General features: G+C 52.5%; 11 protein-coding genes. 4 read left to right on the top strand and 7 right to left on the bottom strand.

The window, feature by feature from the left end; all coding sequences use genetic code 11:
* Positions 1-9 precede the first annotated feature (9 nt).
* The 4 genes from IR195_RS09045 to IR195_RS09030 are packed head-to-tail and all read left to right on the top strand — an operon-like array spanning position 10 to position 3,529.
* Positions 10-1,140: an MlaE family ABC transporter permease gene (locus tag IR195_RS09045; protein WP_206049515.1), complete on the top strand. Its 1,131-nt coding sequence runs from the start codon at positions 10-12 to the stop codon at positions 1,138-1,140.
* Positions 1,140-1,964, top strand: a complete 825-nt coding sequence (locus tag IR195_RS09040) for an ABC transporter ATP-binding protein (RefSeq protein WP_206049770.1) — start codon at positions 1,140-1,142, stop codon at positions 1,962-1,964. Before IR195_RS09045 ends, IR195_RS09040 begins: the two co-directional genes overlap by 1 nt.
* 6 nt (positions 1,965-1,970) lie before the next feature.
* Positions 1,971-2,912 (top strand): MlaD family protein, encoded by a 942-nt coding sequence (locus tag IR195_RS09035; RefSeq protein WP_206049514.1) that lies wholly within the window; start codon positions 1,971-1,973, stop codon positions 2,910-2,912.
* A complete protein-coding gene (locus tag IR195_RS09030; protein WP_206049513.1) occupies positions 2,909-3,529 on the top strand; it encodes an ABC-type transport auxiliary lipoprotein family protein in 621 nt (206 codons plus the stop codon). The genes IR195_RS09035 and IR195_RS09030 overlap by 4 nt, the downstream gene beginning before the upstream one ends.
* On the opposite strand, the gene IR195_RS09025 is transcribed toward IR195_RS09030, so the two are convergent.
* From IR195_RS09025 to IR195_RS08995, 7 genes are all read right to left on the bottom strand, one after another.
* Positions 3,503-5,368, bottom strand: coding sequence for a serine/threonine protein kinase (locus IR195_RS09025; RefSeq protein WP_172420758.1), 1,866 nt, complete (start codon positions 5,366-5,368; stop codon positions 3,503-3,505). The two genes, IR195_RS09030 and IR195_RS09025, sit on opposite strands and share 27 nt — an antisense overlap.
* 63 nt (positions 5,369-5,431) lie before the next feature.
* On the bottom strand, positions 5,432-6,685 hold the full coding sequence (locus IR195_RS09020) for a 2-oxo acid dehydrogenase subunit E2 (protein WP_206049512.1): 1,254 nt from the start codon (positions 6,683-6,685) through the stop codon (positions 5,432-5,434).
* Positions 6,686-6,702: 17 nt separating this feature from the next.
* Positions 6,703-7,680: an alpha-ketoacid dehydrogenase subunit beta gene (locus IR195_RS09015; protein ID WP_125747630.1), complete on the bottom strand. Its 978-nt coding sequence runs from the start codon at positions 7,678-7,680 to the stop codon at positions 6,703-6,705.
* Between the two features lies 1 nt (position 7,681).
* Complete coding sequence (locus tag IR195_RS09010; RefSeq protein ID WP_206049509.1) at positions 7,682-8,884, bottom strand: thiamine pyrophosphate-dependent dehydrogenase E1 component subunit alpha; 1,203 nt, start codon at positions 8,882-8,884, stop codon at positions 7,682-7,684.
* Between the two features lie 163 nt (positions 8,885-9,047).
* Positions 9,048-9,824 (bottom strand): ABC transporter permease, encoded by a 777-nt coding sequence (locus tag IR195_RS09005; protein ID WP_422823839.1) that lies wholly within the window; start codon positions 9,822-9,824, stop codon positions 9,048-9,050.
* Entirely contained in the window at positions 9,814-10,779 is a 966-nt protein-coding gene (locus tag IR195_RS09000) for an ABC transporter ATP-binding protein (RefSeq protein ID WP_125747624.1), read from the bottom strand. Before IR195_RS09000 ends, IR195_RS09005 begins: the two co-directional genes overlap by 11 nt.
* Entirely contained in the window at positions 10,776-11,969 is a 1,194-nt protein-coding gene (locus tag IR195_RS08995; protein ID WP_206049507.1) for an ABC transporter permease, read from the bottom strand. Before IR195_RS08995 ends, IR195_RS09000 begins: the two co-directional genes overlap by 4 nt.
* Between the last annotated feature and the right edge of the window lies 1 nt (position 11,970).

Below are 11,970 nucleotides of genomic sequence, written 5' to 3'. Positions count from 1 at the left end.
GGAGCAGGGATGCCAAGCGAGTGGATAGCGCGTGATGATCAAACAGTCGCCCTTAAAGGCGAGTGGACGCTTGCCAATTATCGCCATATCAAAGCGGCGCTTCAGCACAGTGAAACTCAAACTGAGCTTGGCAAGCCTACGGATACGACGGTTTCACTAGAAGCAATAACTCGCCTTGATACCGCTGGTGCCATACTCATTGTGGAGCTGATTGGCGTTGAGAAAGCGCAATCGGTAGCAGATTGGGCAGCCAAACTGCCGAAAGAGCAGCAGGCGTTGCTAGTGCGTATTGCCGAAGCGATGGAAGCGCCGCTTGACGTTGATACGCCTGCCTATTCGCGCATTAGCCAAGCACTTGCTAGCGTGGGTCAACAAGTGGTGGGGCTTTGGTCCCAGCAGCGCCAGCTATTGGCCTTTATTGGCCTGGTGGTGGCCACTCTTTTCCAGCTGATATTGCGGCCACGCCACTGGCGTTTAACGGCCACTGTGGCACATATCCAGCAGAGCGGCTTGAATGCCGTCCCTATCGTTGCGCTACTCACCTTTATGGTGGGCGCCGTGGTGGCTTTCCTTGGCGCTACCGTTTTGCAGGATTTTGGCGCCACAATTTATACTATCGATCTCGTGGCATTCTCATTCTTGCGAGAGTTCGGCGTTCTGCTTGCTGCGATCCTACTCGCGGGACGAACCGCCAGTGCCTTTACCGCCCAAATTGGCGCCATGAAATCCAATGAAGAGATCGATGCCCTTCAGGCGCAGGGGCTTGATCCTATCGAGCTTTTGGTACTCCCACGGGTAATGGCGATGTTAATTAGCCTGCCTATGCTTGCCTTTGTAGGTATGCTCAGCGGCTTAGCGGGCGGCGCCATGGTCACCTCTCTGGCACTGGATATCTCACTTACCCAGTTTATGACCACGCTGCAAAAAGACGTATCGGTGACACACTTTTTGGTCGGACTTAGTAAAGCACCAGTGTTTGCCTTCGTGATCGCCGTGATCGGCTGCCTGGAAGGCTTTAAGGTCAGCGGTAGCGCGCAGTCAGTGGGAGAACATACCACTTCAAGCGTCGTTCAATCGATTTTTATGGTGATTCTAATTGATGCCGTCGCCGCGCTATTCTTTATGGAGATGGGCTGGTGATCAATTCAGATAAACCGACTGAACAAAACGACTTACCGGTCATTAAGGTTCGAGGCTTGGTGAACCGCTTTGGCACTCATGTGGTTCACGAAAATTTAGACCTGACCCTTGAACGCGGGGAAATCCTCGGCGTTGTAGGCGGTTCTGGTACCGGCAAGTCAGTGCTGTTACGTAGCATCGTCGGCTTGAAGCGCCCCAATGACGGCACGGTTGAAGTTCTAGGCACAACTCTTAATCAGCTTAACGAGGCACAGCGCAGTCAAATAGAGCGACGCTTTGGCGTGCTGTTTCAGCGCGGTGCGCTGTTCAGCTCATTGAACTTGCAAGAGAATATTGCCCTACCGCTAATTGAACACGCCAGACTACCCCGTGAAGACGCCGAGCATCTTGCCAGGGTCAAGCTATCGTTGGTCGGGCTTCCACCACAGGCTGCGCTGCAGTTTCCTGAGTCACTGTCTGGGGGCATGGTCAAGCGCGCCGCCCTTGCCCGTGCCTTAGCACTTGATCCTGACATCCTGTTTCTGGATGAGCCCACCGCGGGGCTTGACCCTATTGGCGCCGCGGCCTTCGATCAGTTGCTGGTCACCCTTCGCGATGCACTGGGTTTCAGCGTTTTCCTGGTAACCCACGACCTGGATACGCTCTACGCCGCCTGCGACCGGGTAGCGGTTCTCTCACAAAAACGCGTATTAGTCGTGGATACCATCGATAAAGTAGCGGACACCAACGACGAGTGGATTAAAGACTACTTTCACGGCCCGCGTGGCCGAGCCGCTCAGCGTGCTCATAGCGCTTCTTCAAATAACGCAAACGTCCAGGAGTGACTGCACATGGAAACTCGCGCGCATCACGTTTTAATAGGTTTGTTCACACTGGGAACCGCCGTCGCGGCGCTGCTGTTTGCACTCTGGATGAGCTACGCCGACGGAGAGCGTAACTATCAGCCCTACCGCATTCTATTTGAGCGCAGTGTTAGTGGTTTATCAATTGGCAGTAAAGTGCAGTATAACGGCATTGAAGTTGGCGATGTTACCGAGCTGACACTGAACCCTGACGATCCCCGTCAAGTTATTGCCAGTGTGCGAGTGTATGAAGATACCCCGATTAAAACAGACACTCGAGCCAAACTATCATTTGCCAGCATTACCGGCAGCATGTCGATACAACTGTATGGCGGCACTCCCGAAAGTTCACGACTGATCAACCAAACGGACGACACGGCTCCTTTTATAACCGCAGACCCTTCACCGATCGCTACGCTATTTGATGAAGGCGAAACAATGATTCAAAACATTAACTCTATTCTGCTAAACGTTAATGAACTATTTAATGACGGCAATCGTGAACAAGCAGGCACCATTTTGACAAGCATTGCACAGATCACAGAGATGATCGCTTCACAACAGACAGCGCTTGATCAAAATATGGCACTGTTCGGTGAAGTGTCACGCCAAGCCACAGCGACTCTTGAGAGCATCGATACCCTCAGCCAAGAAGCGACACAGCTATTGCGTCGAGATGGCCAGCAAATGATGCAAAGCGCTGCGAGCGCCAGTCGTGATGTGGCCAGCGCCGCGCAACGAATTGAACAGCTCGTTAACGACAATGCCGCCGCTGTCGACAGTACGCTGCAGGGGGCACAAGACATTGCCCCCGCACTTTCAGCCCTACGTTCTACACTAACTAATCTTGAGCGTATTACTCGCCAGCTTGAAGAGAGTCCCGCAGACTTTTTTCTGGGCCGAGATCAGGTAGAGGAGTTTCGTCCATGAGCTTGCGCTCTAGGTTTAGCATCGTTCCACTAGCGGCGCTTGTGTTAAGCGCCGGCTGTTCAATACTGCCCGAAAGCAATCCCGCAACGCTCTATCGGCTGCCACCCCCTGCCACTCAGGCTGAACACACGGCCATTCCCCTCCCCGCAACGCTAGGCATTGCTACCCCAGAGGCAGGTCACTTGCTGAACAGCAACCGTATTGTGGTGTACCCGGAAGGCAATGTAGTCAATGTATATGAGGGTGTGCGCTGGCATGAAGACGCTCCAGACATGCTTCAAGCGCGCTTAATTTCTGACCTGCAGCAACGCCAACTATTCACTGGTGTAAGTAGCGACCGACTGCCCCACGATGTGTTGCTACTCAGCGAACTGCGCCACTTCCAAAGTGAGTACGACACTTCCCCACCTAGCATTCATCTTCAATTAGATGTCCAGCTTATGAGTACACAACACCGAAAGCCGCTAGCAGTGACGAGTTTTGTTATCCGCACCCGCGCGGCTAGTCCAGAGATCCCGGACGTCGTCAATGCGTTTGGCGCGGCCAGCGATGCGCTAGCTGAGCAACTTTCAGCATGGATCGCGGCGCAATCAAGCAGTCTGAGAGCCACCGATTGACGGCGTTTTTCTTAAAAAATCACGTGGGTCTTTAGGATAAAAATGTTCAGGTTGGCACTCTAAATGGGTAAAAAATCGCGTGTCTTTATAGGGCATTTTCATAAAGCCGGACACGCCTAACCCCTCGATCTGGCTAACAGACGCCAACATCTGCGCCAGCAACGCCCTAAATTCGGCCTCTCGGCTAGGGTCTAGAAGCCGATAATAGCTATGGATTTTAAGATGTTTTGGTAGTGCCTCAAAGATAATCATGCCGGTGTGATGGATCTCATTCAGCCGTAGCAGTATGTGCATAATGGTGTCAGGCAGGACCAGTAGCTCTTCTGGATCAGGGCCGTCTTCAAAATAGCTATGCTGGCGAGTGCGATCTTCCATTTCCGGAACCGCGCTCAGCTCGTAGTCAATAGTGGTACCAGGATCACAATGAAAGGACTCTTCTGAACTGGCGCGCTCCAAATGCAGCGTTTGGCGTGCATTAAACAAGCAGCTTTTAAACACCCCTTGACGATGAATGGCTCGCGCCAAGTGCACCATATTGTTGACGGCTTGAATGAACGCTGGCTTTAATGCGGGATCATGCAGGTTAAGCGAGGAGTCTATATATACCCCCTCTCGCTCCCAGCGGACGGCTAAACCACCGACAACTGGGTACTTTCCTAATCGGCTTACCGAGGCCAAAAACGCCTTTTCGGTTTCCCCCATACCTTGCATAAATTGCTTGTAATAGCGATCTAGCTGCACATCATTAACATCATTAAGTGTCTCTTCCGCATTCGCTTCGCGCAGAAACGCCTTCCGGGAGCTGTAAACGACCGTATCAATCTCCTGGTGCGCCGCGCGCCCCCAGACAGGCACTAGCGGCGTTTGTGTTGGAGTAGGTAAATCTAACATCACCACTTTGGCCATGCGGGACATCGCCTGTAAATAGTGATCACCAGCTTTATGGCGGATGTGGGGGTCGGGATCCAGCATGCCGTCTAAGGTGCGGGCAAATTCCAAGGGTAACCCCAGCGAGCTAGCGGGAATAGCACGATGACCAAAGCGGCAAGATTGCGCAGAGGCTAGTGCATATAGCGTGCCTGCGGCCCCTTGTTCATCGAATCGGGGCGATGATAGCGCTCCATTTAACTGCTCTTCACCAATAAAGTAGACATCGCCCAGTCGGGCGTTAGTTTGTTGCAGATTATCGGACATTAATTCCATCACGTTTGCCCCGACAAACTGGAGCTTTTCGTCTAACTGGGCAAACACGGACGATCCCCAATCAATCAATGCGATGGACTCGGTCTCTGGATCAAATACCAAATTTGACGGCTTGATGTCGCCATGCACAACGGGGCGTGCATTGGGCCCCGTTTCACGGCGCAGTGCAGAAAGAATTTCGGCCAACTGATGGGCAATGTGAACCACTAGCCGTGGAGAGAGACGGCCTTCTTTCAGTGATACCTGCTCAAGGTTCCAACCAGGCGCACGCTCCATTACCAGAATTGACTGGCCTCGAGAGCGCTGGTAAGCCACCAGCTTTGGTATGCGGGGATGGGACACCTGATCAAGCATAAACGCCTCTTCTTCAAGGCGTTCTTGTAAATGGGTCGGTAGCGTAATACGTGAGAATTTAAACACGTAGTGGGCAGGCACCTCTTGGTGTTGCGCGCTGCCCGAAAATACAAAGCCATAGGCACCTTTACCAACCAGCTCGATCCCCGTGTAGCCCAACTGGGCGAGCTGTGCCTGACACAGTGCTACCCAGTCTTTCAGCTTACGGGCATCATGGTGGCTAAGTAGATATACCGACTGCTCTTCCGGTATATAAAACTGCTGGAGCGGTGCCTGAGACATTTCTCATTCCTTGCCAACCAACTTCGGGCTATTTAACCTCTTGCCATGCAATGCCTAGCAACCTTAACCCAAGTGCAGCAGCATGGTTTCAGGCGCTTCCAAGTAGCCTTTCCAGGCATTGCAGAACCTAGCGATAGTACCGCCATCAATAAAGCGATGATCACCTGCCCAGGTGATGGTCATAATGGCTCGCCGCTGAACGTCGCCTTGCTCGTCGAAGCGCGGCAACCATTGGGTTTTACCAATCGCCACTATTGCCGCTTCTGGCGCATTGATAATCGGCGCGGCATAGGTTCCGCCCAACGCACCAATGTTAGAAATACTAATGGTGCCACCTTTGAGATCAGCCTGATCAACACGCCCTTCTCGGGCCGCAATGGTTAAACGCCCCACTTCACGAGCAATGTCTAGCAGCGTTAAACGCTCAACACCTTTCACATTGGGCACCAGCAAACCGGCTTTGCTATCCACCGCCATGCCAATATTGCACTGTTCGTAGTAGTGCAACTCGTTGGCTTCCGCGTTTAGCTGAGCATTGATGATCGGTGTCTCAGTAACCGCCAGCGCCATAGCTTTCATGAAAAAGGGCATAAGGGTTAGCCGCTCACCAAGCGCCTCTACCCGGGGCTTTAGTCGCTCGCGCAGCGCCAGCAGATCGGTCACATCGATCTCTTCACCATAGTGAAAATGCGGAATGGAGCTGGCGGCCTCAACCATTCTTTTTGCCATTACCGCGCGCACACCGCGAAGCGGCTCGACGCGAGGCAACTGTGCTTCTTGGGTTGCTTTTGATGGTGCTTGACTAGGTGCAGTAGAAGGCTGATTCAGGTGCGCCAGCACGTCTTCTTTTAATACCCGGCCATCTTTACCACTGCCAGCAATGGCAGCTAACTCAAGTTGGTGTTCACGAACAAGACGCCGCACGGCTGGGCTGGCAGGTATTTTGCCGCTGCTTGTACTCGCGTTGGTACCGGTTGCCACCGCGGCTGGTTCAACCGCCTTGGCTGAACCACTGTCAGCATCAGCGGCAGGCGATTGAGGTTCGTTAGCCTGTTCCGTCGCACCGGCTTCTTGCGTGTCATTTTCTGCTTGGTAGGCATAAAGCGGCGCGTGTACTTTGGCAATTTTTCCTTGGGCAACATAAAGTTTGGTGATAACGCCTGTTTCAGAAGCGGTAATTTCCACTAACGCTTTATCGGTCATCACCTCGACAATTGGCTGATCTTCCTCAATCCGGTCACCTTCCGCAACGCGCCACTCCACCACTTCACATTCAACAATGCCTTCGCCGATATCCGGCAGCATGAAATCGCTCATTATTTTTCTCCCTGGCGTTAAAAGTTAACGCTTTCGCGAATTGCTTCAAAAATTTTCAGATGGTCGGGCAAATACTCTTTTTCCAGCACTAGTGGGAAAGGTGTATCTAGCCCCGTTACCCGAGCAATCGGCGATTCCAAATAGAGAAAACAGCGCTCTTGAATCGTTGCGGCGATCTCACCGGCAAAGCCACCTGTTAACGGCGCTTCATGGCTGACGATCAAACGTCCTGTTTTTAGGACAGACTCAACGACAGTATCCGCGTCCCATGGCAACAACGTACGCAAATCAATCACTTCACAGGCAATGCCCTGCTCTTCAGCAAGTTCAACGGCTTTGCCGATGACTTCCATCTGTGCGCCCCAGCCCACCAGCGTTATATCAGTGCCCTCTTTAATGACCTCCGCTTCACCAATCGGAAGCTGGTAATCTTCTTGGGGCACGTCACCCACCGATGCACGATAGAGACGCTTAGGTTCTAAAAAAAGCACTGGATCTGGATCGCGAATGGAAGCGAGCAGTAGCCCTTTCGCTTGGTAGGGGTTGCGCGGTACAACGACTTTCAAGCCAGGCGTATGTGTAAAGTAAGCCTCTGGTGATTGCGAATGATAGAGCCCGCCCGCGATACCGCCGCCATAGGGCGTACGGATGGTTAACCCTCCCACATTGAATAAATCCCCTGAGCGGTAGCGGAATTTCGCAGACTCATTAACGATTTGGTCAAAGGCGGGAAAGATGTAGTCGGCAAACTGTATTTCAGCAACGGGCACTGAACCTTGAGCGGCCAACCCATTGGCAAAACCAACAATGCCTTGTTCTACCAACGGCGTGTTAAAGCAGCGTGCTTTACCATACTTTTCCTGTAAATGGCTGGTAGCACGGAATACACCACCAAAAACGCCAACATCTTCACCAAAACAGATAACTTTGTCATCTTCAGCCATGGCGATATCAAGCGCATTGTTGATCGCCTGGAGCATGTTCATTGTGGGCATGTTATGCCTCCCCCTGGGAATCTGTGGACGTATTCACCTCAAGGTCTAGCGACCGCGCTCCACGCGGGTAGGCCTCTGGATAGCGGCGAATATGGCGCTTAAGCTGGTCAAATTGACGCTGTAACTCAGGGGTGATATCGGCATAGACATCAGTGATCAGCGACTCTAGCGGTGGGGACGAACGCTTTTCTGCCCGTTTCATGGTATCCAGCACTTCGCGACGCAGCGTTTCCTGTTGGCTGGTTTCCTCTTCCTCGCTCCACCAGCCTTTTTTCAACAGCCATTTCTGCATGCGCAGTATGGGATCTTTTAACCGCCATGCTTCTTCTTCACTCTTGGCACGATAGCCAGAAGGGTCGTCTGAAGAGGAGTGAGCAGCAAGACGGTAAGACATGGCTTCAATCAGCACGGGCTTGTTCTGTTCAATGGCAATCTGACGCGCTTGACGTGTCGCTTCATAAACCGCCAGTGCGTCGTTTCCGTCAACGCGTATCACATGCATATGATAGCCAAATGCCCTGGGGGCAATGCCATCCGCTGCAAACTGCTCGGTTGATGGTGTTGAAATGGCATAGCCATTGTTGCGGCAGAAAAAAATCACCGGTACTTGGTGAACTGAGGCCATATTCAGCGCGGCGTGAAAATCACCTTCTGATGCGGCACCCTCTCCGAAAAACGTTAAGGTGCAGTGCCCATCACCGGCTAATTTCTGGCCGTATGCATAGCCTGTCGCCTGGGGGATTTGCGTTGCAAGCGGAGATGAGATGGTCATGTAGTGCAGCTTGCGCGACCCATAATGAATCGGCATTTGGCGGCCTTTACCGTAGTCAAGCTCGTTGCCAAATAGCTGATTCATAAACTCATCAATGGAGAACCCGCGATACATTAAGGCGCCTTGCTCGCGGTACTGCGCCATGATCATATCGGCATCGTCTAGCGCAGCAGCGGCGCCAACAACGGCGGCTTCTTCACCCGTGCTTTGCATATAAAAACTGAGCCGCCCTTGGCGTTGGGCGGCCATCATGCGCTCATCTAGGATACGGGTGGCCAGCATGGCTTGATAGAGCCGTCTGGCATGATCACGCGGTAGGTCTGGCTCTAGCGCACCTTCGTAAAGCTCGCCCTCAGGGTCAAGCAGGCTGAAGGTAGCCATTGAGAATTCGTCGCCGGTCATAAAGCGCGGCTGATGTACGTAGTTTGTCATGCTTATTATCCTTGTATTACCCCTTTTGAGGGCATTGTTGTTGGTGTTGACCGTTTTTACCAGTGGATTTATCTAGCATAGGTCAATCTTGTCGAGGTTAGTGTCACCTCGATCAACTCAACATAAGGACAGTAACGCAGTCTGCTACTTTTAGGGATACAACTTAAGACGCAGATAGACGATTGCGCAGCTGTTGCTGCAACGCATTAAATAGACTATCGACGGTCAACGCGAGTAACGCGATCAACAGCGCACCTTGTAAAACATACGCCATATTGCCATTCACGATACCGGCTATGATCGGGTCACCTAAGTTACTGGCACCTACCGTTGCCCCTATAGCCGCTGTGGCAATATTAATAGTTACCGATGTTCGGATACCGGCCAGAATCACCGGTGTGGCCAATGGCAGCTCAACGCGAGTTAACACCTGCCAAGGGGTCATCCCCATGGCAAACGCCGCCTGTTTAAGACTCGTATCTACATCTTGCAGCCCGGCAAGTGTGTTTCGCACAATCGGCAATAAGCCATAGAGCATTAGCGCCACGATAATCGGCAATGTTCCAAAACCCAACACAGGAACCGCCAGGGCAAGCACTGCCACAGGAGGAAATGTCTGACCCAGAGAGGCCAACTGCCCCGCTAGGGGTAAGAAGTCTCGCCCCCATTGACGAGTGACTGCGATGCCGGCCAATACGCCTACACATATCGTAATGACAGCTGCGATGCCAACAACAAACACGTGCCTTGCCAGCAGAGCAGCAAAATCAGCGCGGGAATAAATCACCTGACGGGCGTCTGGCTCAAGCCAACGAAATGCGGGCTCTAACGCCGGGATACCCAATACCCCGATCAGCAGCAAAAGCGCCCAACCAAAAGGCCATAGCCAACGCGGACCGACTGCAATCGATGATTCACCACGGTTACGATCACGCGTCACGGTGACTCACCTTGTCTAACTGGGCCTCTTTGACCACTTTGCGCAGCGATAACTCGCCCATCGGCATATCATGCTGGTCGACAACCGTCAGCCTGTCGCAGTGGTCACGCAGCATCATTGAAAGCGCCTGGCGCAGTGAAAAATCCCCCGGAATGCGCGACTGAGCAGGCAGCGTCTGCCCAAGCGATGACATGTGATCCTTCACGCGTGTTAAAGCAGCTTGCTTTAAACCACGCTCCAATCCTCCCAATAGCGACTCAACAAATGGATCGGCGGGGGCTTGAAGCAGCGCTAGCGGAGCCCCTTGCTGAACAATTCGTCCTTCGCGCATAACGACTAAATGATCCGCCAGCTTGAGCGCTTCATCCATATCGTGAGTCACGAACACCACGGTTTTATGCAGCCGCGCCTGAAGCTTTGCCAGCTCGTCTTGAAGCTTTTCTCGAGTAATAGGGTCTAGCGCTCCAAAAGGCTCATCCATCAGCAAAATATCAGGATCTGCCGCCAATGCGCGCGCAACGCCTACCCGCTGCGCCTGGCCGCCAGAGAGCTGGTGAGGATACTTATGGGCAAACTCTTCCGTGGGAAGGCCTAATAGACGCATTAACTCTTCTACGCGTGCTTTAACATCAGCGGCAGGCCATTTTAACAAACGCGGTACCAGCCCAATGTTGTGCGCTACCGTCCAATGGGGAAACAGGCCGGTACTCTGGATCGCATAGCCGATGCGGCGGCGAAGCTTAACCGGGTCATAGTGGCCTATTGCCTGTCCGTCGATGATAATGTCGCCGCTACTATGCTCAATCAAACGATTTATCATACGTAACGTCGTCGATTTTCCGCAGCCTGATGACCCTACCAGCGCACAGAACTTTCCTTTCGCGACGTGTAAGGATATGTCGTCTACCGCTGTGTCTTCGCCAAAGTGCTTCGACACATGGGAAAGCTCTATCATTTATGTCCCCCGGGGCGAAGCGCGTCGGCTAATGCCCCCAAACTAGCATCTACAATAAGTGCCAAGACTAAAATAGGTAGCGCGCCAAGCAACACCATGTCCATAGCCGCTTGGCCCAACCCCTGAAAAATAAACGTGCCAAGCCCACCTGCCCCAATCAATGCAGCAACGGCCGTTAAACCAATCGCTTGAACAGCGGTAATTCGCACACCTTCTAATAGTATTGGCAGCGCCAACGGAAATCTTACCTGCCAGAAGCGCTGATACGGACGCATGCCCATCGCCTTAGCAGCATCTAAGGTTTCAGGGTCAACTTCATCAAGCGCAATATAAGTATTGCGCACCATGGGTAACAGGCTATAGGCAATGAGCGCCATCAATGCGGGGGTGGCGCCAATACCGCTAACCCCTAACTGCGCTAAAACAGGTACGTTAGCAGCGAGCCAAGCAAGCGGAGCCAGCAGTAGACCAAACAGAGCCAAGCTCGGAATCGTTTGCAGGAAATTCAGCCATGCAAACGCTATTCGTTGTAGACGTTGGTAACGTCGCATTAACATAGCGAGCACTAAACCAACTACGATACTAACGCTCACCGCTATGCCGACCAGCACCACATGTTGCAGCATGGCACGATAAAATTGCTGGTCGCGCGCTTGAAACTCCTGAACAAGGGCTAAATTTTCAAGCCATAAGGCGGCACAAAGCAGCCACGCTACCCCCACGCTGCTGAGCAATAGAGCTGTCCATAAGCGCGACAGCTGCAAACGTAAACGCACTTCCACTAAGCACAATAAAAGTAAAAAAAGCACGACCCAATAGGCAGCACCAATACCTAAACGCGCTTGTGGCAGAGAGGGGTCAATCAGCCAGTGTCCGGCCACCATAAGCCCGAAAGGCATCAATAACAGGATCAGGGTAACGATACACAGTTGGGCGTAATAATGAAGGCGGCTTGGCCTTACAGCCAAGCCACCCATAGCGATAAACAACAAAGAAACAAGCAGCGCACCGGGCCACCCGATCGCAGCTACTAAGCCGTAGTAGGTACCCGCGACAATCCTATTAGGTGCGACACTAACAAGACTCAGAAGCCAAGAAGCCCCTAACATAACGGCACTTAAACAGATCAATACGGAGTTTAAATGCCCATATTGACGGGGTAGCGATGGCGAGGCGTCTATCTGTGACATT

This window comes from Vreelandella venusta, assembly GCF_015689495.1.
Lineage (GTDB): Bacteria > Pseudomonadota > Gammaproteobacteria > Pseudomonadales > Halomonadaceae > Vreelandella > Vreelandella venusta.
This window is presented reverse-complemented; position numbering and strand designations above follow the sequence as displayed.

Bases quoted from the DNA above. Each gene is read 5' to 3' on its own strand.
- IR195_RS09020 (WP_206049512.1), bottom strand. From the start codon at position 6,685: ATGAGCGATTTCATGCTGCCGGATATCGGCGAAGGCATTGTTGAATGT.
- IR195_RS09045 (WP_206049515.1), top strand. From the start codon at position 10: ATGCCAAGCGAGTGGATAGCGCGTGATGATCAAACAGTCGCCCTTAAA.
- IR195_RS09035 (WP_206049514.1), top strand. From the start codon at position 1,971: ATGGAAACTCGCGCGCATCACGTTTTAATAGGTTTGTTCACACTGGGA.
- IR195_RS08995 (WP_206049507.1), bottom strand. From the start codon at position 11,969: ATGTCACAGATAGACGCCTCGCCATCGCTACCCCGTCAATATGGGCAT.
- IR195_RS09025 (WP_172420758.1), bottom strand. From the start codon at position 5,368: ATGTCTCAGGCACCGCTCCAGCAGTTTTATATACCGGAAGAGCAGTCG.
- IR195_RS09030 (WP_206049513.1), top strand. From the start codon at position 2,909: ATGAGCTTGCGCTCTAGGTTTAGCATCGTTCCACTAGCGGCGCTTGTG.
- IR195_RS09000 (WP_125747624.1), bottom strand. From the start codon at position 10,779: ATGATAGAGCTTTCCCATGTGTCGAAGCACTTTGGCGAAGACACAGCG.
- IR195_RS09010 (WP_206049509.1), bottom strand. From the start codon at position 8,884: ATGACAAACTACGTACATCAGCCGCGCTTTATGACCGGCGACGAATTC.
- IR195_RS09015 (WP_125747630.1), bottom strand. From the start codon at position 7,680: ATGCCCACAATGAACATGCTCCAGGCGATCAACAATGCGCTTGATATC.